We start from the raw sequence: 21,993 nt of genomic DNA, 5'->3' as shown, positions 1-21,993 counted from the left end.
CAGACTAATACGCAGAGTTGCTAATAGCTAACACAATTTTCTACCTGCTATTGCAGTCCCTGAGTGGCCCTCATACGATCGAGAGTAGTCGGGGTTCCCGGATGCTCCGCGCATTCGTGCGCAGCGACATCAGCGGGAATTTCAGGAGCATCGCCGACGATCGCGCACCTGGCGAAGCACCGACAGCACGAGAAGCAACGAGGAGAACATGCGTTTCTGCAATGCCGAAGAAGCCGTCGCACTGATCCGCGACGGCGCGACCGTCATCGTGGACGGATCCGGCGGCGGCGTCAACGAACCGGGCACAATCCTCAAGGCGCTCGAAGCGCGTTTTCTTTCGACGGGATCTCCCCGCGACCTCTGCGTCGTGCACGTCTCCGGCATGGGTTCCGGCCACGGCGACGGCATCGACCGGTTCGCACATATCGGCATGGTGAAGCGGGTCATCGGCGGGCACTGGGGCTGGACCAAAGGCATGCAGGAGCTCGCGGCCGACAACCTGATCGAGGCATACTGCCTGCCGCAGGGCACCATCTCGCATCTGTTGCGGGTCGCCGCCGCGCACGGCCCAGGCGTCATCAGCCACATCGGCCTGAACACGTTCGTGGACCCACGCATCGAAGGTGGCCGCCTGAACGCCGCAGCCGTCGACGACATCGTCGAACTAGTCACCCTTTCAGGCAAGGAATGGATCTATACGCCGGTCTTCCCCATCGATGTCGCCATCATCCGCGGAACGACAGCCGACGAGAACGGCAACATCACCATGGAAGGCGAGGGACTGCTCGCCGAAACCCTCGCGGCTGCGCAAGCGGTGCAGAACAACGGCGGAATCGTGCTCGCACAGGTGCGCAACCGGGTCGCGGCAGGATCGCTTATCGCCGATCAGGTGCGCGTGCCCGGCATCCTCGTCGATGCGATCGTCGTCGATCCGACACAACGGCTTTCCAATGCGACAGATCGAGACCCGGCTCTCGAAGGGCGCACGCGGCTCGGCAACGTCGCGATCAAGCCGATGGAACTCGGCGTGCGCAAGGTCATCGCCCGCAGGGCCGCGGCCGAGTTGCAAAGCGGCGACATCATCAATCTCGGATTCGGCATGCCGGACGGCGTCGCCGCGGTGCTCGCAGAAGAGGGGCGGGCATCCGAAGTCACGTTCACGGTCGAGCAAGGTCACATCGGCGGCGTGCCCGCAGGCGGCACCGACTTCGGCATGGCCCGGAACGCACAGGCATCCGTCACCTCTGACCAGCAGTTCGACTGGTACGACGGCGGCGGCGTCGACATCGCCGTTCTCAGCTTCGCCGAGGTGGATGCCCATGGCAACGTCAATGTCGGACGTTTCGGCCGGCGCGCCCCAGGCGTCGGCGGCTTCATCAACATCTCTCAAGGCTCGCACCGCGTTGTCTTCGTCGGCACGTTCGTCGCCGGCGGAAAGTACGATGTCGACGGCTCGGGAACAATCGCATTGCCGGAGGGCGGCAAGCAGAAGTTCGTCGAGCAGGTGCAGCAGATCAGTTTCTCCGGCGAGCGCGCAACCGCCATCGGCCAGCCGGTGCTCTACGTCAGCGAGCGCGCTGTGTTCGAGCTCGGCCCAGACGGCCCTGTGCTGATCGAACTCGCGCCCGGTGCCGACCTCGAACGAGACGTGATCGCCAACATGGGCTTCCGGCCGAAAGTCGCAGCCAACCTCAAGGTCATGGACCCGGCATTCTTCACGGATGCAGCGCGAGCACTTGAGCTCACGGGCACCGCTCGCGCCGCCTCGGCTCTCGCGGCGGAAGGCGCATGATGTCGGAATCACTGCTGTCCGCTGCACCCGTGTTGCCCGATGACGTCTTGTTGGTCGAACGCCGGGACGACGTGCTTCTTGTCACGCTCAATCGGCCCCGCAAGGGCAACGCTCTCAGCGATGAGCTGATCGACGCGATCGGCGATCTGGCCGTGAGCCTGCATCCAGGCGGCCGCAACGGATCTGCCATCGCAGTGGTGCTCACCGGTTCGGGTTCCACGACGTTCAGTGCCGGTGCCGATATCAACGGCTTGGTCGGTCTGACCGAAACCACGGCCATCGCGAAGATGCGCCGCGGTCAGTCGGTGTTCGATGCACTGGAAGATGCACCTCAGGTGATCATCGCCGCCGTCAACGGGATCGCGTTCGGCGGCGGGCTGGAGCTTGCAATGGCCTGCGACATCCGCATCGCCGCTCCCCACGCACGACTGGGACAACCGGAGATCACACTGGGCAACATTCCGGGTTGGGGCGGCACCCAACGGCTGCCGCCTCTGATCGGCGAAGGCCGCGCGCTCGAATTGATCGTGACGGGAGACCCTGTCGACGCCGCGCGTGCACTCGAGCTCGGCCTCATTAACAGCATCGCCGACGACCCGGTCTCGGCAGCACTCGCGCTCGCCGATCGCATCGCGGCGCGGAGTGCCATCGCCGTGTCTGCGGCAAAGCAGGCCGTTTACGCCGGCGTGCGGCACGGGATCACCGCCGGCCTCGAAACGGAGGCCACCCTCGTCGGAACGTGTTCCGTCAGCCCGCAGCAGCGCGCCGCGGTTCAAGCATTCTTCGACCGTAAGAAGGCCAAGCCAGCCACCTCATCCGCTGAACAACCGGATGCAACTACGAAGGAATCCTGATGAGCCAACGCTTCTCCTCCCCGCCCCGCCTCATCCTGGGCGACCGCGCCCTCGAACAGCTCGCCTCCGAATTGGCGAGTTTCGGAACGAAGGTGCTGGTGGTGACCGACCCGGGCATCGTTGCGGCCGGCATCCTGGACCGCGTTCTTGCTGTGCTGAAGACAGGCAACCTTGAGATCGCATCCTTCACGGATGTTGTCGGCAATCCGGATATCGCGACCGTCAACGCTGCCAATCAGGCTCGGATCGATGCGGGCGCCGACATCATGGTCGCGATCGGTGGCGGGTCGAGCATGGATGTCGCCAAGTCGATCGCGATCCTCGCCACCAACGGCGGGGCCATCGCCGACTACGAGGGCGTGGACAAGTTCAGCACACCCCCGCTGCCGGTGATCGCGATCCCGACAACCGTCGGCAGCGGCAGCGAGGTCACCAAGGGCGCGGTGATCACGAACCCGGAGACGCAGGTGAAGATGGTGATCGTCTCCGACCTGATGTTCGTGAAGATCGCGCTGCTCGACCGGCGCGTGGTCGCCGGCCTTCCCGGCCGCATCGCAGCCACCACCGGAATGGATGCGCTTACTCACGCCATCGAGGCTTACGTTGCGAAGGGCGCGAACCCGGTGACGGATGCCATCAACATCGGCGCGATCGAGATCATCGGGGCGAACCTCGTCAAGGCCTCGCAGGGTGATGAAGACGCGCTGTACAACATGCTCGTTGCCTCATCGATGGCCGGAATCGGGTTCCACGACGCCGGGCTCGGTGCCGTGCATGCGCTCGCGAACACGATCGGTGCTCACTTCGGCGTGCACCACGGAACAGCCAACGCGCTGTTCCTTCCTTATGTGATGGACTTCAACATCTCCTCGTCCCCAGCCCGGTTCGCGCGCATCGCGCGGGCGCTCGGCGAGGACACGACCGGACTCACGGATGAGCAGGCGGCCGAGCGCGCGGCATCCGCAGTGCATCGGCTCGCGAAGGAGACCGGGGTTCCGCGCAAACTCTCCGAAGTCGGAGTTCCCGCTGACGCCATCGACGCGCTGGCAGCGGATGCGCTCGTGCAGGCGGATCTGCCCGGCAATCCGCGCAAGGTCACCATCGACGACATTCAAGCGTTGTATCGCAAGGCGCTTTAGGCAATATCACCGAAAGCAGTATCAGGAGAATCATCATGGCAGCATCCGCTCGCATCATCGGCAATTTCGTCGACGGCGACTACGTCGAGTCCGCGGGGCTCGAACTCATCGACCGCAGGGCGCCCGGCACGGACGAGGTGGTGAGTCAGGTGGTCGCGACGAGCGTCGAGGCGGTCGAGCGAGCCATCAGTGTCGCGCGCACGGCGTTCGATTCCGGCACCTGGCCGCATACGAGCGGCATGGAGCGGGCAATCATCCTGAATCGCCTCGCGGACCTGATCGACCGGGATGCCGCAAAGCTCGCCCGGCTGGACAGCGAAGAGGGCGGCAAGCCCATCATCCTGGCCGAAGGTGACATCGGCGGTGCTGCCGGGTTGTGCCGGTACGCGGCATCGCTCGCCCTGAACATGCAGGGCAAGACCTTCACCAACAACGGGTCGGATTTCACCGGCCTCGTACTGCGCGAGCCGGTCGGGGTCGTCGGCCTGATCATTCCGTGGAACTTCCCGGCACTGATCCTGTGCCAGAAGTTGCCGTTCGCGCTGGCCGCGGGCTGCACCGTCGTGGTGAAGCCGAGCGAGTTCACCAGCTCAAGCGCGTGGGAGATCATGAAGCTCGTCGCGGAGGCCGGGGTTCCGGACGGCGTCGTGAACATGGTCTCGGGTGCGGGCCCTGCCGGGCAGGCGTTGACCGAGTCGCCGATGGTCGACCTGGTGTCGTTCACCGGCTCGACGGTTACCGGTAAGAAGGTGCTTGCCGCAGCAGCGGGCAACATGAAGAAGATCTCCCTCGAACTGGGCGGCAAGGCTGCGAACCTCGTGTTCGCCGACGCCGATCTCGAGGATGCCGCCGCGGGCGTCGTCTTCGGCATGAACTTCAACAACGGTGAGTGCTGCGTCTCGCAGCCGCGGCTGCTGGTCGAGAAGTCGGTTGCAAACGACTTCGTCGCCGAGGTTGCTCGACGTGCGGCGACACTCAAGGTCGGGCAGCCGCTTGATCGCACAACGGACATCGGTGCGCTCATCCACGCGGCGCATTTGAACAAGGTGACCGCCTACGTCAAGGACGCACCAGGCCAGGGCGCAGACGTCGTGACCGGCGGGCAGCGCCTGACTGGTGGTGTGTACGGGGCCGGTCAATTCTTGCAGCCGACGGTCATCGACAATGTGCCGGCAACGGCATCCGCGTTCCGCGAGGAGATCTTCGGACCAGTGCTGACGGTGACCCGTTTCACCGACCAAGCGGATGCCGTTCGGCTCGCCAACAGCGTCGACTACGGCCTCTCGAACAGCGTGTGGAGCAAGAACATCGACACGGTGCTGACCGTGGCGAAGGGGCTGAAGAGCGGCACGGTCTATGCCAACACGACGATCGACGCTCCCCCGCAGATGCCGTTCGGCGGCTACAAGGCCAGCGGCATCGGCCGCGAGATGGGCGAGGCCGGGTTCGAGGAATTCACCGAACTGAAGTCGGTCAACATTCGCACCGGAAAGCGCTCAGGCACGTTCGCGATTCCGTCCGCGCGCTGAACCCCGCGCCGTGCGCCAGTCGGTGTCGGATGCGCCACTTCAACTGGCGCATGCCGCCGCAGCTGGCGCACAGGCCGCTGCGTCTTCGCTCAGCGGTGGCGCGCGGTGCGGGTGGGATCAGCCGACGATCTCGAACCGCACTCCGACAGCTTCGTAGGTGCTCTTGGCTCGTGCGTCGCGGGTTGCGAGCGTGAAGTCGTTCTCCAGCGCAGCAAGCGCCACCATCGCGTCATAGACAGCTCCGCCGGCGATGGCCAGCGCGGCAAGAACCTCAACCAGGTGACCCGCAGTCTTCGTCTTCAGCACCAATGGACTACTGAATCGTGTCGCAAGCAAGCGCGCGGCGTCCGTTGGTGCGAGGCGCGCATCGCCTGGCAGCCGCGTAAGCACGGAGTATGTCTCCGCCAACGCGTGCCCCGAAAGAGAGAGTTCGCGGCCATCCCACCACTGGACGATCCGGGCGTGCGCAGTGTGGTTTCTGACAAGTAACGGAACGGCCACGCTGGTGTCCAGTGCGATTGGAGAACTCACCGGCGCCCGGCGTCTATGAGCCCGAAGAGAACATCGTCATCGATCTCGATGCCGGATTCGGCGACAAGCACTCCAGACTCTTCGACAAGTCGAGCGGTGCGACCGGCCGGAACCACCTGCAGCCCTGCACCGTAGCGAGACACGTCTACCGTCGAGCCGGCGTGAAGACCGAGGGCGTCGCGGAGCGCCTTGGGCACTACGATGCGCCCGACCGAATCCATCGTCACCTCCATAGGGAACACTCTACCAGTCGATTCCCTATAGTTATTTCAAGGCCTATCGCCGCCGTGCATCACGGATTCGCCTCGGGAACTATGCCGCTGTTTTCGCTATGTTAAATGCGCCTTGTGTAAGTAAATGCGCCTTGTGTAAGGCGGATTTGAAACAAGGGAAAACGGGCACATCGATCGCTCGCCGAGCCGCTAGTTTTCAAGGAGGTTGGGCGAGCGCAAGAAAAGCAACCGGCGGGGAAACAGACATACATACCTCCGGTGCCACCGTGTGTTCAGCGTGACTTCAGCAGCGTCGCCTTGATCTCGCTCTTCAGAACCTTGCCGACTTTGGAGCGGGGCAGATTGGCCCAAACCTCGATCTGCTTCGGCGCCTTGACGCTGCCGAGCTCGCCCCGCACGAACAGGCGCAACTGTTCCGTGTCGACGCGCGCGTCGGCATCCGGTTGGACGACGGCGGTGACCTGCTCGCCCCACTTATCATCCGGCAGGCCGACGACCGCGCAATCCCGCACGCCGGGAAAGCGCATGATCGACTGCTCGACTTCAGCCGAGTACACATTGAATCCGCCGGTGATGATCATGTCCTTGGCGCGGTCGACGATGAACAGGTAGCCGTCGGCATCCACATAGCCGATGTCGCCGGTGTGGTGCCAGCCGAACTTCGAAGCCTCGGCGCTCGCATCCGGATTCTTGTAGTAGCCGGCCATCACCAGCGCGCTGCGGATGACGATCTCGCCGCGTTCGCCCGACTCGAGAATCGCTCCCGACTCGTCCATGACCGCGACCGTTACCAAGGGCGCGGCATGGCCGGCGGATGCGAGCCTGCCGCGATCGAGCGTGCCATCCGCCTGGAAATGTTCGCGAGGCGCCATCGTCGAGATCATCATCGGCGCCTCGGTCTGCCCGAACAGCTGGGCCATCACCGGGCCGATGCGAGTGATCGCCTCCTCCAGGCGAGCGGTTGACATCGGCGCAGCGCCGTACCAGAAGCACTGCAACGACGAGAGGTCGCGCTGATCGAGCAGTGGGTCTGCCAGCAACATGTAGATGAGCGTCGGCGGCAGGAACGCGTGCGTCACGTGATGCCGCTCGACCAGGTCGACCCACTCATGGATGTCCGGCTTCGGCATGATGACGATCTCGCCTCCCAGCGCGAGAATCGGAAAACACAGCACACCGGCCGCGTGGGTCAGCGGCGGCAATGCGAGATAGACGGGGCGACCGCGGAACGGATAACTCATCAGCACGATCGCCGTCATCGTCTCGAGGTTGCGGGTTGTGAGCATCACCCCCTTCGGCTTGCCGGTCGTGCCGCCGGTGCCGACAATCATCGCTAGATCGTCGACGAGTTCGCCGCGCACCGATTCAGCGGTCGCGCCGCCCGCCGTTGCCTGGCCCGCCGTTGCGCCGTCAGCGGATGCGCCGCCCGCCGTTGTACCAGCTAGCCTTGCGCTCTCGGGTCGGCCCGCCGCGATCCAGTCAGCGAACATGACGCCGAGCTCGGTCGGGCCGTCCAAGCACACCACGGTGGTGATCTTGGGCAATCCCGGCAGAATCGTGGCCACCAACTCTGTGAAACTCGACTGGTAAATGAGCGTCGTGCAATCGAACCGATCTAACAGTTCGCGATCCTCCGACGCCTCACTTCGCGGGTTGATCGGGCTCCAAACGGCACCGACTCGCGAGATGCCGAATACGGTCGCGAAGGCCACGGGATCGTTCGCCGACAGGATCGCGACGGTGTCACCCGAAGCCACTCCGCTCGCCCGCAGGGCCGCAGCGATGTCGACGCTCGACTGCTGCACGTCGGCGTACGAGAGCGATTGCCCGTTCGTGGTGAAGCAGGGGGCGTCCGCCCCCAGGGACGCCCCCTTGTCCAGATAGTCACTCAGGCGCATGACTGCGCCCTGACCAGGCTGCTCTCAGTCACGACCACCGACTCCTTCAGTTGATCCGCGTCACGGACGGATTCAGCACGAGGCCGAAACTGCGCAGCTGGCCGAGCAGTTCGCGGTACCCGAACGCCTGGCAGGCAGACGCGAACCCGACCCGTTTCGGTGCCTGCTGCAGCAGCGAGTACGCCGAATACGCCTGCAGCAGGCCTGTCTGCTTGTAGTTCGAGTTGCCGTGGATGACGACATGCGCACGACTGAGCGGACCGGATGCGAGCACGGAGTCGACCGAGTTGTTGATCCGAGGATTCTCACGCGGCGGCATCCCCGCCTGCACGGATGCCGCGATGTCGGCCAGCGCCGCTTCCTGAGCTGCGGGCTCGAGCGGCCTGATCTGCTCCTCGAACATCTTGGTCGTTGCGATCACATTCTCCATCACCGCGCGCTCCATGACGCCGCCGGCGACCTTGACGTTCGCCACCCGCGGGTCCCGCTTGAACCAGACCGGATGCGACGTGCCACCCCATGGGACGGCCAACGCCGTTTCGTGCTGGCCGGGCACATTGACCGTGAAGGTCGTTGTCAGCGGCCACTCCACATACTCGTTCTGCTGCAGGTAGTAGTGGTTCGCCTTCAGGATCGTGAAGATCGTCTGCATCGACGCATAGGTCGGGAAGCCCCTCCAGAGCACGAGGATGTCCAGCGTGTCCAGAGTTGTGTCCTCGAGCGCGATGTTCGCCGCGATCTCACCGGTCGTGTACATCTGCGCGACGCCCGGCGCAAGCAATAGTGCCTTCTGCGCGAAACGCTCGCCCCAGTGCTCATCGCAGTGCATCACCCAGTCTTGCTCCCCTGTGGTGTCCAGGTAATGGCATCCGGAATTCAGTGCCGCCTCGACGACCGTGTCACCGTTCTTGATAAACGGGCCCGCCGTGTTGCAGACGACCTTCGCTCCGTCGAAGAGTTCCGCGAGCGCCTCGACTGTATGCTCGACCTGGATCACCCCGTGCGGCACGGTCTCGATGCCGGGCACCTTGTCGACGACCTCTTGGATGCGGTCCTTGTCGCGGCCGGCAGCGATGAACGGCACGTTGAACTCGCGCAAGTACTCGACGATGAGCCGGCCGGTGTAGCCGGAAACGCCGTAGACGACAACGGGCTTCTTTGTGGTCGCCATGGTCATGACCCCATTCCGCCGTCGACGGCGAGCCCGGTGCCGGTTACGAAGCTCGCGGCATCCGATGCCAGGAAAACGACAGCGTTGGCCATGTCGGTCTGCTCGCCCAGGTGACCAAGCGGTGTCAGGCCGACGACGCCGTTCACCGCCGACTGGACGTCTGGATACAGACCGAGCTCGACGACATCCGTCGCCAGCTTGAGCCCCATCTCGTTGGCGATCAGCCCCGGGTAGATGCAGTTCACGCGAACGCCGTAGCCGAGCGCGCCCGATTCGGCCGCCGCGATGCGGGTGATGCGATCGACGGCCGACTTCGTGGCCGAATAGCCCGAAAGCGCCGGGAAGGCGATAAGCGCTGCCACCGACGCGATATTGATCACGGCGCCACCCTTGCCCGCCGCGCCGCCCGGCTTCATCGCGTTGAACGCGTTCTTGATGCCGAGAGAGGTGCCGACGACGTTGACGTCGAGCATGGTGCGCAACTGCGCCGGGTCGAAGTCCGCCAAGAGCGCGGTCACCTCGATGCCCGCGTTGTTGACCAGAATGTCCAGACCGCCGAGGTCGGCGATCGCCTTCGGCATCGCCGCGTTCCAACTGTCTTCGTCGGTGATGTCGAGATGCACAAAGGATGCTTTCGCCCCCGCTTCGCGCATCGAGGCTGCGGTCGCCTCGCCCACGTCATCCTTCAGGTCGCCGATGACCACTGATGCACCGGCATCGGCGAGGGCTTTCGCGATAGCGGCGCCGAGGTTTTGGGCGCCTCCCGTCACGAGGGCCATTCGGCCGTTGAGGTCAAACTGACTCATCCGAAACTCCTCCTCGAGTATGTGCCGGTCCGGCCGCGCGCTGCTCTGCACCGGCCGGAAGCGGCATCTGCGATCACCCTAATCCAGCGTTTAGACATCTGTCCAAGTTTTTTTGGACAATCGTCTAAAATAGTCTGACCAGGTGTTCAAAACAGCACGATTCCCGCGAGGGTTCGAGCACCGAGGGGTTTAGACTGCGAGCACGAGAAGGGCACGATGACAGACCAAAGCGTCAGCGAACGACAGGGCGCGGCAACGAATGCCGCTGCCCTGCGCATCGAGCGTCGCCAGGTCGACAAGTTCGGCGAACGCCGAGCGCAGCTCGCGGCGGACGCGCTGATCACGCTCTCCGAGCTCGGCTACGCGCGCACGAGCCTTCGTGAAATCGCGCAGAAGTCTGGTTTCTCACACGGCGTCTTCCACTATTACTTTCGCGACAAGGTCGATCTGATCACCTATTGCGTGCGCGAATACAAGGCGGCGTGCATCGGTCACTACGACTTGATCATCGCGACCGCGACCTCTGCCGAGCAACTGCGCCTGTCGTTCGCGGCCGCGCTGGCGGCATCCGCTCGCGATGATACCGCTATGCACCGGCTCTGGTACGACCTGCGCAACCAGAGCATGTTCGAGACCGACTTCCAGGCAGACGTCGCCGAAGTCGACGACAGTCTCGAGCAGATGATCTGGCGCATCATGACCACCTACGCCGGTTTCGTCGGCGCCGAGATCGCTCTCACCCGTGGTGCGACCTATGCGGTGTTCGACGGGCTGTTCCAGCAGGCACTGATCGGCCTACATGCGGGCAATGCGGATGCCATCCCCGCCCTCCAGGAGGGCGTCTGGCAGGTGCTCCCCCGACTGCTGGTCGGCTTCGGTTCCGAGCGCGAAGCGTTGGCGGATTAGCGTACGACGCTCAGGTCCGGCACGTGGTGCGCCAGTTGCTGCGCCCTGCGCCAGTTCAACTGGCGCAAGACGCAGCACGTGGCGCACACGCTGGCCGGCGCCGCTTTGTGGGCACTGTTTGGCCGGCGCGGCTTGGTGGGCGTCGCTGTAACGCTGCGTAACCGTGTTTGGGCCGCTACCCAGGCCTGGGTAGCGTGAAAGACAAGCCATTGGCACGTCGCATCCGACGTTTCTCGTCTGCGCGCGCCCTCGAAGGAGTCCCCATGAAGTCACGGTTTGCCGTTGTCGGCGCCGTCGCCGCCGCTCTCGCGCTCGCTCTTTCCGGATGCTCCGGGGGTGCAGCCGGGGCCGGTTCGAACGCAACGGCGAGTACGGCCGCGGCATCCGGAAGTGCGGATCTTGTCGCAGCACGAACGAACGGACTCGTCATCGGCACGGAGGGGACCTACCGACCGTTTTCTTACCACGATGCAACGACCAACAAGCTGACCGGGTATGACATCGATGTGACGAACGCCGTCGCGAAGCAACTCGGTATCAAAGTCACGTTCCAGGAGACGCAGTGGGACGGCATCTTCGCCGCGCTCGATTCCAAACGCATCGACGTGATCGCGAACCAGGTTTCGATCACTCCGGAACGCCAGGCGAAGTACTCGTTCAGCACCCCGTACACGGTTTCGCCCGGCGTCATCATCACGCGCGCCGACGATAAGAGCATCACCAGCTTTGCGGACCTGAAGGGCAAGACGACCGCCCAGTCGAACACGAGTGACTGGTATGCGCTCGCTCAGAAGAACGGCGCGAATGTGCAGGCGGTCGAAGGCTGGGCACAGTCCATCGCGTTGCTCACCCAGGGCCGCATCGACGCGACCGTCAATGACAAGTTGACGTTGCTGGACTATGAGAAGCAGCATCCTGAGGCGAAGCTGCGCATCGCGGCCACCGCCGCCGACCCGGCCAAGAACGCGTTCACGTTCCGCAAGAGCAGCACGCTCGCGCCCGACTTCGACAAGGCATTGGCTACGTTGGCTGCGAACGGAACGCTGGCGAAGATCTCGGAGAAGTACTTCGGCCAAGACGTGTCGAAGTAGCTGGCGCCAGCCCGTGACATTGTGGCAGTGCCGACCTCGAGCCGGGCAGAACTTGCGGCTGAGCGGTGACCCATGGTTGAGTGGCGAGTCATGACCACACGATGGCGACGCGGATGACGCCCGCGGTCGGCACTGCCGACTATTACTGGCAGCTCGTCATCCACTCGCTCTGGCCGCTCTTGCAGGGCGCAATTCTCGGCACCATTCCGCTCTCGCTGGCGTCATTCGCGATCGGCCTCGCTCTGGCGATCGGGGTCGCGATCATGCGCCTGTCAAAGAATCGGTTCGCGCGCGGGATCGCCCGCGGCTATGTCTCGATCATCCGGGGCACGCCGATGCTCGTGCAGTTGTTCGTGGTGTTCTACGGCTTGCCGACGATCGGCGTGGTGATCGACCCATGGCCGAGCGCGATCATAGCGCTGTCGCTCAATGTGGGCGGATACGCATCCGAAGTCGTGCGCGCCGCCATTTTGGCGGTGCCGCGGGGTCAATGGGAGGCCGCGTCCACGATCGGCATGAGCAACGGCCAGGCGATGCGCAGGATCATCCTGCCGCAGGCCGCCCGCGTTTCGGTGCCGCCGCTGTCGAACACCTTCATCAGCCTCGTCAAAGATACGTCGCTGGCATCCGTGATTCTCGTCACCGAGTTGTTCAGGGAGGCTCAGCAGATCGCCGCGGCGAGCAGCGAGTTCCTGGTGTTGTACATCGAGGCGGCGGCTATCTACTGGGTGATCTGCTTGGCGCTCTCCAGCGGGCAGTCTGCGCTCGAGAAGAGATTGGACCGGTATGTCGCCCACGCCTGAGGGGAGCGCGCCTGGCGGTGGCGCGGTGCCGCGACTCCAGGTCACCAACCTGCGCAAGTCGTTCGGCGACCACGAGGTGATCCACGACATCAGCTTCGAGGTCGGTGTCGGTCGGGTCGTCGTGCTGATCGGCCCATCCGGTTCGGGCAAGACGACGATCCTGCGCTGTCTGAACGCGCTGGAGACGCCGGATGCCGGCATCATCCAGATCGACGACGACGTGAACGTCGATTTCTCGGCGCCGGTCGGCAAGGCGGCGGTTGCCGCGCTGCGTCGCAAGTCGGCGATGGTCTTTCAGCAGTACAACCTGTTCCCGCACAAGACCGTTCTCGAGAACCTGATCGAGGGCCCGGTGCAGGTGCAGAAGCGTTCGCGTGCAGACGCGACTGCGGATGCCCTTGCCCTGCTTACGCAGGTCGGTCTCGAGGCGAAGAAGGACGTCTACCCCTTCCAGCTGTCGGGCGGCCAGCAGCAGCGCGTGGGAATCGCCCGAGCCGTAGCGCTCAAGCCGGGGCTGATCCTATTCGACGAGCCGACATCGGCACTCGACCCCGAACTGGTCGGCGATGTGCTCGGTGTCATGAAGACCCTCGCGCAGGAGGGTTGGACGATGGTCGTTGTCACGCACGAGCTGGAGTTCGCGCGCCTGGTCGCCGACGAGGTGCTCTTCCTCGACGGCGGGGTCATCGTCGAGCGCGGCAAGCCGAACCAGATCTTCCGGCATCCGGCGCACGAGCGCACGCAACAGTTCCTGAGCCGGTTGCTGCATCCGCTGGACTGAGCGGCGGTGCGCTGGCCCGCTGCGACTGCTGGCATCGTGTGTCATGCCATGCGCCGAGAACGGCAAAGCGATGGCTTGGTCGCGTCAGCGCTGGATGCGGGCGAGGTGCAACATGCGGGCGAGGTTCTTGTCGAGTTCGTCGTCGCGGAAGATCTTCTTCCAGTCGTCCTTGACGATGGACTCGCGGCCGTAGTCCATCGCGATCAGGCAAGCGTCGCTGAACGGGTTGTCGCCGCGCAGGCCATTGGCTAGCGCGACCTGCGTGTGCCCGTAGAGGATGCTGCGCGCCGCCGCCGCGGGGACCCCCATCGTGTTCACAGCCTCGGACAGTGCTTCGTTCAGGAGCGAGCCGATCATGCAGGCAACGGTCTCCACCAGGGTCGGCTCGAGCTGGGCGAGCTGCTTGATGGTGACATAGTGCACGTCGATCACGGGCGCGTAGATGGCGCGGACCGTGGCGTCCAAGATGGCCTTCTTCGCCGGGTCGTCCGACTCGATCGCTGCGATCGCGTCCTGCGGTGCGGCGATCCCGCCGAAGGTGTCGGCATACTCCTCGGGCGTCCTGCGCTGCAGGAAGATCGACGGGTGGCACGGATGCGCCACAGCGCGGATGATGTCACCGCGGTCGGTCAGCAGGCCGGCGTACGCGGCTGCGGGATCGAGGGTCAGCGCGATCGCGCCTGACTGCATCTGGGGGACGAGTTCGGCCGTCACGGACTGCAGCGCGAGGTCCGGCACGGCAAACACGACGATGTCGGCGTCGTCGACGGCGGCCGCGGCATCCGTGAGTTCGCGTCCTGCGTCCCGGGTGCGCTGCTGCCCGGCCGGCGAATTCTCGACGTAGCGAACCGTGTGGTCGGTCTTCACGAGGTTGTTCGACACGCGCATGCCCATCTTGCCGCCCGCACCGATCACCGCGATCGTGTGGCTGTCAGCTACTGTCGTCGTCATCATCATGGTGTTCTCCTGAGATATTCGAGGGTCGTGCGGGTCCATTCCCGCTCGGTTCGGATGGTGGTCCCGGCATCGCCCTGCCAGCTGAGCCAGTGCTCGACGACCTCGTCGACACCGCGTTCGCGCGGGCGCACGGTTGCCAGCAGGTGCGGATAGTCGTGCAGTCCGGTCCCCATCGGCACGCCGCCGTAACGGAAGCCGACCCAGCCGGCCTGACGGGCGAACGCGAAATCCTTCACGTGCACATTCTTCACATACGGCGCGGTCTGCTCGACGCAGTCACGCGGGGTCTCCAGCCGTGCGACGACGTTCGCCGGGTCCAGGCAGATGCCCAGTGCCGGGCTGTCGATCCGCGCTACGAGGTCGACGAGATCGGCGGTAGCCACCTGTTCGTAGGTCTCCAGGGCGAGGGTCACCCCCGCCGCCTCGTAGCCGGGCACCGCCTGACGCAGCCAGGTCTCCGCCTCGGCGAGATCCGGCCAGAAGTTCGCCCCGTGCAGCATGCTGCGTACCAGCCGGGCGTCGAACCGTCGCGCATGATCGAGGAAACGCGACAGTCGCTCCGGCTCGATGCCCTTCGTGCCGAGCTGCACGGTGAGTCCGAGCCCGCCGGCTGCGGCCGCGGCATCCCGGATCTCGCGGTCGGTCATCGCTTCGAGCGGGGCGTAGTCGCAGATCTGGAAAAGCTCGACGCCAAGCTCACGCGTCGCCTCGAACGCGCCGATGAGCGAAAGGGGATCGGGCGCATCCACGGACTGCTGCCAAAAGAAGGCGTAGCTGCCCAGGCCGATCATCAGGGCCCCCCTGAGCAGCATGCGAGACGGGACGCCTCGTCGAGGACGGCGGCGAGGGTCGCGGGGTCGTGGGCGAAACGGCCCAGGAACAGCCCATCGATGTGCTCGCCGATGCGGTCGAACAGTCCGGGGCCGGCCGAACCGCCGTAGATGACGGTGCTGCCGGCGCGGCCGGGGAGCATCCGAACGGCATCCCGCACCGCCCGCGTGACCGTAGTGATATGCGTGTCGGGGGCAGGTTCAGGCGCTCCGATCGCCCAGACCGGCTCGTAGGCGACGATCACCGCCCCGTGCGGCGCGCCGTCCAGGCTCGCCTGCAGCTGAGTGACGGTGGCCCGTGCAGCCTCCGTCGGCGGAACCTGGTCGGCCTCGCCGACGCACAACACGGGGGTGAGGCCGTTGCGCAAGGCGGCCGCGGTCTTCGCGGCGACGACGGCATCCGTCTCGCAGAACAGGCGGCGGCGTTCGGCGTGCCCGATCTCGGCGAGCAGCACGCCGAGCTCCGCAAGTTCGGCCGGGCTCACCTCCCCGGTGAACGGGCCGGCGTCCTCCGCCGCGACGTCCTGGGCGCCGATGCGCACGGTCGTGCCGGCGAACGCCTCGAGCGCGGGCAGGATCTGCAGATACCCGGGGACGACGAACAACTCGACGGCGCCGGCGACCACGGCTGGGTGGGTGCGAGCCAGGTCAGCGACCGCCGCGCACCATTCCGCGCCCCGGCGATGACCGAAGTACATCTTCAGGCTCACGCCCACCGTGATCGGTGCCATCAGCAGGATCCGGTCGTCTCGTAGTCGCCGATTACGGCGACCTTGGCGGCGGAGGCGGAGGTCGGGTCGAACCGGTAGGTCAGCCACTCGCGCACGAGCCGGCGCGCCAGCCCGATGCCGACGACGCGCTGACCCATGGCGAGCACCTGGGCGTCGTTGGAGAGGACGCCGCGCTCCACCGAGAAGCTGTCGTGAGCGGTGACGGCGCGGATCCCGGGCACCTTGTTCGCTGCGATGGCGACGCCGAGTCCGGTTCCGCAGATCAGCAGGGCCCGGTCTGCCTCGCCGGACGCCACGCGCTGTGCGGCCTCGATCGCGACCTTCGGATAGGGCGTGTGCCCCGACACATCGACACCGACATCCAGAACGGATGCCACGCCCGGGTTCTGTTGAAGGTCCTTCTTAAGGATCTCCTTGTAGTCGAAGCCGGCGTCGTCGCTGCCGACGACGATCCGCAGCGGTTCGGTCATCTGTGGTTCCTTTCGGTGGTGGTGACCGCGACGACGTCTGCCACGGCCGTGACGATGAGGGCGAAGGAGTGGGCACCCGGATCGGGGATGCCGAGGCTCTTGTGTGCGTGCAGGCGAGCGCGTCCCATCCGTGGCAGCAGATCGGTGGTGGCCGCCGCGGCCGCGGTCGCCGCGGCTGCTGCCGCGCGCCACGCCTCGGCCAGCTCGGCGCCTGCGTCGACGGCGCCGGTCAGGGCTCTGCTGAACGGCACGAGCGAATCGAGCATGGTCTTGTCGCCAACCTGCGCCTTGCCGAAGGCCATCACGCCGGCCATGCCGGCGGCGACTCCGGCGGCGACGGCAGCATTCTCCGGTGTGCCCTCGTCGCCGAGCCGAGCGGCCAAGGCCGACAGGATGACGCCCCACAGCGCCCCGGACGTGCCGCCTGCCCGGTCGGACCAGGCATCCGCCGCTTTGCCCAGGACGGTACCGGCGCCCGCAGTCGCGGCCGCCGCGGCCCGGGCCGCAGCTAAGGCCGCGTGCGAGCCGCGCTGCATTCCGATGCCGTGGTCGCCGTCGCCGGCGATCGCATCGATCCGCCCGAACTCGTCGACGTTCTCGTCCACGGTCGCGACGATCGCCTCCAGAGCCGCCACGACGGTTTGCGCAGTCTCGCGCGAGGCCTTGTCGGCGACGGGGAAAGCCTCGACCTTCCCGTCTGCGTTCCCGTCAGCGTCTGCCTGCTCTCGCGGGGGAACGGACCCGCGGCGGTACGCCGCAGTGTCAACCGGCGTGTCCCACAACTGCTCGAGCTCATCATCCAGCCAGAAAAGGGTCAGCGAGCCGCCTGTCATGTCGAAGCTCGTGCAGTACTCGCCGACGTGCGGGTCGACGATCTCGGCACCGGCATCCTCCAGCAACTGCGCGACCCGCCGATAGACGACGAACAGCTCCTCGTATTTGAGAGAGCCCAGGCCGTTCAGAATCGGCACCACCCGCGCGCCCCGAATCGGCACGCCGTCAGGCGCCTCTGCCAGCAGGCGCGAGACGAATAGCTCGGCAAGGCCGTCCGCCGTGGGGATGTCGGTCTCGTCAATGCCCGGCTCGCCGTGGATGCCGAGCCCGACCGCCATCCGGCCGACGGGAACGGTGAACAGCGGTTCGCTCGCTCCCGGCAGAGTGCAGCCGGTGAAAGCAACGCCGATGGACCGGGTGCGCTCGTTGGTGAGGGTGGCGAGCCGGGATACCTCTTCGAGGTTCGCACCTGCCTCTGCGGCCGCGGCGGCGATGCGGAACACGGTCAGATCTCCGGTGATACCGCGGCGTTTGTGTCGCTCGCACGCCGATGCGCTGACGATGTCATCGGTCACAGCGACACTCTGGCAGGCGATGCCCTCCTCACCCAGCCGCTGCGCGGCCGCGTCGAAGTTCAGCACGTCGCCGGCGTAGTTGCCATAGCCGAACAGCACCCCGCCGCCGCGGTGTGCCGCCCGGGCGACCGAGAGGATCTGCTGCGTCGATGGGGAGGCGAAGAGGTTGCCCATGGCCGCGCCGTGTGCCAGTCCCGGCCCAACGAGCCCGCCAAACGCCGGATAGTGCCCCGATCCGCCGCCGATCACGAGTGCGACCTGCCCTGGCAGGATGACCGTGCTTCGGACCACTCCGCCGGGGACACGGCGCACGTGCCGGGCGTTGGCGGCGACGAACCCGTCGATCATCTCGTCGGCGAAGTCCGCGGGGTCGTTCCAGAGTCGTGTCACGGGCGCGGCTCCGCTGTGACCCCAGGTTCGGTCGACGCAGCGCGGATGTGCCGGTCTCGGCGTGCCAGCAGCACCATGAGGATCGCGGAGACCAGGTCATTCTCGAATGTGTCGGTCGTGTCCGCTCGGGTCCACGTGACCGCGCGTATTGTCGACTTCGCGACTCCGGAGCACTCACGCACATCCGTTGCCGTGGCGGTGGATGATTGGTCCACATTGACTCCTGATCTGTCTCAACATCGATAACGGCGGGAAGCATGCCGTTCTCTCATTCTGACAAACCGGTTGACCAATTACAAGTCCTGCGAATAGCTTTATGTTGTAGGTTTTTCTCATGCCCGCCTACGCCGGTGACCGTTCGAGTGACATCGCATCCGCCCTCGACGCACTGCCCTCCAGCACACCCGTCTCAGCGGTGGCGCGGCGACTGCTCGACCTTTTCACCAGCGGATCGATTGCACCCGGAACCCGGCTGCCCCCGGAGCGGCAGCTCGCGGAGATCCTCGGCGTCGGGCGGTCCGCAGTGCGCGAAGCACTTGCTGCACTCGAGATTCTCGGAATCGTCGACGTGCGACCGGGCTCCGGTACCTACCTCCGCGGAAACGCCAGCGAACTGCTGCCCCAGACACTGCGCTGGGGGCTGTTGATCGGCGAGCGCAACACTGCGGAGTTGCTTGAGTTGCGTTCCGGGTTGGAGATTCACGTCACGCGCCTGGCCGCCGGACGCTCCGATCCCGCAGTATGCGATGACCTGGGCATACAGCTCGAGCGGATGCGGAAGTCGCTTGCCGACCTCAAAGCGTTCGCCCAGGCCGACAGCGAGTTCCACCGCACGCTCGCCGCAGCGGCGAACAATGCCGTGCTGATCGACCTACTGCACGTCGCCCGCTCCCTGCTGCAGGTGTACGCCGATCGTGCCGTGCACGGCACCGATGAGGCGCTCACTGCCGTCGCAGAGCATGACGCGGTATATCGTGCCGTCTGCGCCGGGGATGAGGACGCCGCCGCCTCGGCGATGGCCACGCATATGACGACCGCGTCGTCCCGAATCGCATCAGCGGTCGCGAGTTGACTACAGGTGGTCAGCCACCCACATCTGACACGGAAGCATACAAACGTCGCAACATCATCACGTGATCGTTTACGGCATTCAAACGATGACACCAACCGCCAGGGGCAGACTCAACATACAGGCCGCATGCCACTACCACCACACCGTAAATTGGGGAGATCCTTGCGCGCCCGCTGGCCGAGACTACGTGACCAATGGCCGTGGTCGTTCGCAGACAGGTTCAATCCGTTTCCAACGTCCCCGTGATGGGTGACGCCGTTACTCTCGCACACGTCCGCAACGCGGCTTGCGCGCCGGATCAGTTCGGCAGGTGCATCCTCGTAGTCGGACATTGCGTCACCCGCAGGCCACGCCTGCGCGAGCAATCCCACGTTGAACACCCCGACGGCGATCACAGAGAACTGTTCTGATATCCTTAACTCTTGCACTGGGATTCCGGATCGTATCTAGTGCCGGGGAAGTACACACTTGGGCACGTACACAAAGGAGCTGCTATGTACTCCGATCGAATCGACATCCACGTAAGCACCATCGGTTCGCCATACGGCAACGGGTCAGTCGGATACCCCGTGCCTAGCCTCGCTGCAGCCATGCAAATCGTGCGACGGCAGCGTACTCCAGGGCAGCGCGCTGCCGTTTGGGTACACCCAGGCACCTATCGACAACACGAGACACTGACTCTGACGTCGGCCGACTCCTACACGTCGATTTGTGCGTGGGAACCGGACGAGCCGACGATCATCGAGGGCGCACAGGAGATTACGAATTGGTCGCCTGCCGTATTCCGCGGCACAGCGATCTGGGTCGCGGACGCTCCCACACACCTGGCCCGATCACTCTTCGTCAACGGCGAACGACGTCCGCGACCGCGCTACCCACGCGAGGGATTCCTTCGGATTGCCGAGCAGAAGGGGCTCGACGTTACCGCCGACTTCGTCGCCACACTGTTCGATGGGGCCGACCGCTTCGGCTTCGTGCCGGACGATATTCCAGACTTGACCGACGAGTCAAGCGTCGAGGCCGTGGTACCGCACTACTGGCTGCAAGAGCGGATGGCGATCGCCTCAGTCGACCGGGAGTCAAACGTCGTGCACAGCACCACGCGCAGCATCTTTGCATTGCGTGATGACGCCGCCCGGAGGTTCGCGCGTTACTTTCTCGAGAACGTCGTCGACACGCTCGGCGACATGCCAGGTGAGTGGTATCTGGACAGGCACGGGGTCGTGAAGCTCGACGGCGAGTCCGAAGAGCCCGGCCGGTGCCGGCTACTCTACGTGCCGCGCGACGGCGAGCGGATCGACGAACACCGAGCACTTGTTCCGTGCATCGACCGATTCGTCGTGATCGCCGGCGAACCTGCCATCGACAGCTACGCGAACGAAATCCGATTCGAAGGGATCGATTTCAGGTACGCCGACTGGCTCGAAGCGCCATCTTCGCGCCCGCCGTACGGCGTGCGCGAAGACCCGGTCTTGCCGCGAGACGTCGACTATGCCGCCGGCGTGCAGGCGGCATCCGAAGTTCCTGCGGCAATAGAATTCATCGGTGCACGCTCCTGCGCTTTTGTCCTCGGTTCCGTCGAGCACGTCGGAGGCTATGCGATCAGTCTCGGGCCCGGATGCCGGGGCAACCTCATCGCGGCTTCAACATTCACAGACCTCGGCGCCGGAGCGATCAAGGCCGGCGGTGACGCCGACCCCGCGTCGAACGGTTTCACTCGAGCGAATACGGTCATCGACAACGAGATCCGTTCGGGAGGGCACGCGTACCCGCACGCTGTGGCCGTGCTCTTCATGCATGGCTCACACAACACAATTGCGCACAACCACATCCGTGACTTCTTCTACACGGGCGTCTCGGTCGGCTGGGTCTGGGACTACGAGGAGAACCCGTCGCACTCGAACCTGATCGAGGCGAACCACATCCATGACCTCGGGCGTGGACTGCTCAACGACATGGGCGGCGTCTATCTGCTTGGCATCGCACCAGGCACCCGAGTGCGCGGCAATCACATTCACGACATCGCCTGCGCAAACTACGGTGGTTGGGGCATCTACCTCGATGAAGGGTCGAGCCACGTCGTGGTCGAGGGCAACGTCGTGCACGACGTCTCCAGCCAGTGTTGCCACCATCACTACGGCCGCGAGAACACGCTGCGGTACAACATCTTCGCGTACGGGGGGCAGGGCCAGCTGTCGATCACCCGACCGGAGAGTTCGGTGTCGTTCACGTGCGAGCGCAACGTGATCGTCGGCGAGAACTCTCCCGGGTTCGCGGGAACGCCGGGATCGCGTGACGTGCGCAGATACACGGTTGTGAGCGACCTGAACCTGTTCTGGGACACCGCAGCGGGGGAACGGGCCGTCATCGCGGCGAACGGCGAGAAGACAGACGGTGTTTCATGGTCGGTCACGGAGCCCGTGGATCGAGAGTGGATCGCGGCAGGCCACGATGCGCACTCCGTCATCGCCGACCCACTGTTCGCAGACGCCGGTTCCCGCGACTTCACCTTGATGGAAGAGTCTCCGGCTTTCGCCCTGGGTTTCCGAGTCCCGAATACCGAGTCGGCGGGCCCCCGCCGATACTCCGAGGATGTTCACCCGCTGGCTCCCCGAACACGCAGGCTCGACAGAGGCGATGCCGAACGTGCGTGAGGCGGG

The 21,993-nt window shown here is 65.1% G+C and carries 21 protein-coding genes; 10 read left to right on the top strand and 11 right to left on the bottom strand.

Translation table 11 applies throughout. The features are described 5' to 3' along the window. Nucleotides 1–208 precede the first annotated feature (208 nt). Genes QU604_RS01760 through QU604_RS01745 form a run of 4 tightly spaced genes read left to right on the top strand, consistent with a single transcriptional unit; the run spans nt 209 to nt 5,314 of the window. Nucleotides 209–1,792 (top strand): acyl CoA:acetate/3-ketoacid CoA transferase, encoded by a 1,584-nt coding sequence (locus QU604_RS01760; RefSeq protein WP_308467081.1) that lies wholly within the window; start codon nt 209–211, stop codon nt 1,790–1,792. Next, a complete protein-coding gene (locus QU604_RS01755; RefSeq protein ID WP_308467080.1) occupies nt 1,789–2,646 on the top strand; it encodes an enoyl-CoA hydratase/isomerase family protein in 858 nt (285 codons plus the stop codon). The genes QU604_RS01760 and QU604_RS01755 overlap by 4 nt, the downstream gene beginning before the upstream one ends. After that, nucleotides 2,646–3,785 carry an iron-containing alcohol dehydrogenase gene (locus tag QU604_RS01750; protein WP_308467079.1) on the top strand — a complete coding sequence of 380 codons (1,140 nt, stop codon included), beginning with the start codon at nt 2,646–2,648 and terminating at the stop codon, nt 3,783–3,785. Before QU604_RS01755 ends, QU604_RS01750 begins: the two co-directional genes overlap by 1 nt. A 35-nt stretch (nt 3,786–3,820) precedes the next feature. Further along, nucleotides 3,821–5,314 carry an aldehyde dehydrogenase family protein gene (locus QU604_RS01745; RefSeq protein WP_308467078.1) on the top strand — a complete coding sequence of 498 codons (1,494 nt, stop codon included), beginning with the start codon at nt 3,821–3,823 and terminating at the stop codon, nt 5,312–5,314. Nucleotides 5,315–5,431: 117 nt separating this feature from the next. On the opposite strand, the gene QU604_RS01740 is transcribed toward QU604_RS01745, so the two are convergent. From QU604_RS01740 to QU604_RS01720, 5 genes are all read right to left on the bottom strand, one after another. Beyond that, nucleotides 5,432–5,845, bottom strand: coding sequence for a PIN domain-containing protein (locus QU604_RS01740; protein ID WP_308467077.1), 414 nt, complete (start codon nt 5,843–5,845; stop codon nt 5,432–5,434). Next, nucleotides 5,842–6,078, bottom strand: coding sequence for an AbrB/MazE/SpoVT family DNA-binding domain-containing protein (locus QU604_RS01735; RefSeq protein WP_308467076.1), 237 nt, complete (start codon nt 6,076–6,078; stop codon nt 5,842–5,844). Before QU604_RS01735 ends, QU604_RS01740 begins: the two co-directional genes overlap by 4 nt. A 272-nt stretch (nt 6,079–6,350) precedes the next feature. Beyond that, nucleotides 6,351–7,976, bottom strand: coding sequence for an AMP-binding protein (locus QU604_RS01730; protein WP_308467075.1), 1,626 nt, complete (start codon nt 7,974–7,976; stop codon nt 6,351–6,353). A gap of 46 nt (nt 7,977–8,022) precedes the next feature. Further along, nucleotides 8,023–9,153: a DUF5938 domain-containing protein gene (locus QU604_RS01725; protein ID WP_308467074.1), complete on the bottom strand. Its 1,131-nt coding sequence runs from the start codon at nt 9,151–9,153 to the stop codon at nt 8,023–8,025. After that, complete coding sequence (locus QU604_RS01720; RefSeq protein ID WP_308467073.1) at nt 9,150–9,953, bottom strand: SDR family NAD(P)-dependent oxidoreductase; 804 nt, start codon at nt 9,951–9,953, stop codon at nt 9,150–9,152. The genes QU604_RS01725 and QU604_RS01720 overlap by 4 nt, the downstream gene beginning before the upstream one ends. A 216-nt stretch (nt 9,954–10,169) precedes the next feature. On the opposite strand from QU604_RS01720, the gene QU604_RS01715 reads away from it, so the two are divergent. The 4 genes from QU604_RS01715 to QU604_RS01700 all read left to right on the top strand — a co-directional run bounded on the left by QU604_RS01715 (nt 10,170) and on the right by QU604_RS01700 (nt 13,534). After that, nucleotides 10,170–10,859 (top strand): TetR/AcrR family transcriptional regulator, encoded by a 690-nt coding sequence (locus QU604_RS01715; RefSeq protein WP_308467072.1) that lies wholly within the window; start codon nt 10,170–10,172, stop codon nt 10,857–10,859. 263 nt (nt 10,860–11,122) lie between these two features. Beyond that, entirely contained in the window at nt 11,123–11,950 is an 828-nt protein-coding gene (locus QU604_RS01710) for an amino acid ABC transporter substrate-binding protein (RefSeq protein ID WP_308467071.1), read from the top strand. A gap of 113 nt (nt 11,951–12,063) precedes the next feature. Next, nucleotides 12,064–12,753 (top strand): amino acid ABC transporter permease, encoded by a 690-nt coding sequence (locus tag QU604_RS01705; RefSeq protein WP_308469015.1) that lies wholly within the window; start codon nt 12,064–12,066, stop codon nt 12,751–12,753. Further along, nucleotides 12,737–13,534 carry an amino acid ABC transporter ATP-binding protein gene (locus QU604_RS01700; protein ID WP_308467070.1) on the top strand — a complete coding sequence of 266 codons (798 nt, stop codon included), beginning with the start codon at nt 12,737–12,739 and terminating at the stop codon, nt 13,532–13,534. Before QU604_RS01705 ends, QU604_RS01700 begins: the two co-directional genes overlap by 17 nt. An 84-nt stretch (nt 13,535–13,618) precedes the next feature. On the opposite strand, the gene QU604_RS01695 is transcribed toward QU604_RS01700, so the two are convergent. Genes QU604_RS01695 through QU604_RS01670 form a run of 6 tightly spaced genes read right to left on the bottom strand, consistent with a single transcriptional unit; the run spans nt 13,619 to nt 18,476 of the window. Continuing rightward, the gene (locus QU604_RS01695) at nt 13,619–14,485 is read right to left on the bottom strand and encodes a phosphogluconate dehydrogenase C-terminal domain-containing protein (RefSeq protein ID WP_308469014.1); all 867 of its coding nucleotides are present in this window, start codon (nt 14,483–14,485) and stop codon (nt 13,619–13,621) included. Nucleotides 14,486–14,487: 2 nt separating this feature from the next. Then, nucleotides 14,488–15,303, bottom strand: coding sequence for a sugar phosphate isomerase/epimerase family protein (locus tag QU604_RS01690; RefSeq protein ID WP_308467069.1), 816 nt, complete (start codon nt 15,301–15,303; stop codon nt 14,488–14,490). Beyond that, nucleotides 15,282–16,052: a triose-phosphate isomerase family protein gene (locus QU604_RS01685; RefSeq protein WP_308467068.1), complete on the bottom strand. Its 771-nt coding sequence runs from the start codon at nt 16,050–16,052 to the stop codon at nt 15,282–15,284. Before QU604_RS01685 ends, QU604_RS01690 begins: the two co-directional genes overlap by 22 nt. Then, nucleotides 16,052–16,522 (bottom strand): ribose-5-phosphate isomerase, encoded by a 471-nt coding sequence (locus tag QU604_RS01680; protein ID WP_308467067.1) that lies wholly within the window; start codon nt 16,520–16,522, stop codon nt 16,052–16,054. Before QU604_RS01680 ends, QU604_RS01685 begins: the two co-directional genes overlap by 1 nt. Further along, entirely contained in the window at nt 16,519–18,261 is a 1,743-nt protein-coding gene (locus QU604_RS01675; RefSeq protein WP_308467066.1) for a dihydroxyacetone kinase family protein, read from the bottom strand. Before QU604_RS01675 ends, QU604_RS01680 begins: the two co-directional genes overlap by 4 nt. Beyond that, on the bottom strand, nt 18,258–18,476 hold the full coding sequence (locus QU604_RS01670; RefSeq protein ID WP_308467065.1) for a hypothetical protein: 219 nt from the start codon (nt 18,474–18,476) through the stop codon (nt 18,258–18,260). The genes QU604_RS01675 and QU604_RS01670 overlap by 4 nt, the downstream gene beginning before the upstream one ends. Before the next feature lie 119 nt (nt 18,477–18,595). On the opposite strand from QU604_RS01670, the gene QU604_RS01665 reads away from it, so the two are divergent. Together QU604_RS01665 and QU604_RS01660 are read left to right on the top strand one after the other, a co-directional pair. Further along, nucleotides 18,596–19,333: a FadR/GntR family transcriptional regulator gene (locus tag QU604_RS01665; protein ID WP_308467064.1), complete on the top strand. Its 738-nt coding sequence runs from the start codon at nt 18,596–18,598 to the stop codon at nt 19,331–19,333. A gap of 494 nt (nt 19,334–19,827) precedes the next feature. Further along, entirely contained in the window at nt 19,828–21,987 is a 2,160-nt protein-coding gene (locus tag QU604_RS01660; protein ID WP_308467063.1) for a right-handed parallel beta-helix repeat-containing protein, read from the top strand. The last annotated feature ends 6 nt before the right edge of the window (nt 21,988–21,993 follow it).

Source organism: Rathayibacter sp. SW19 (assembly GCF_030866825.1).
GTDB classification, from domain to species: Bacteria; Actinomycetota; Actinomycetes; order Actinomycetales; family Microbacteriaceae; genus Rathayibacter_A; species Rathayibacter_A soli.
This window is presented reverse-complemented; position numbering and strand designations above follow the sequence as displayed.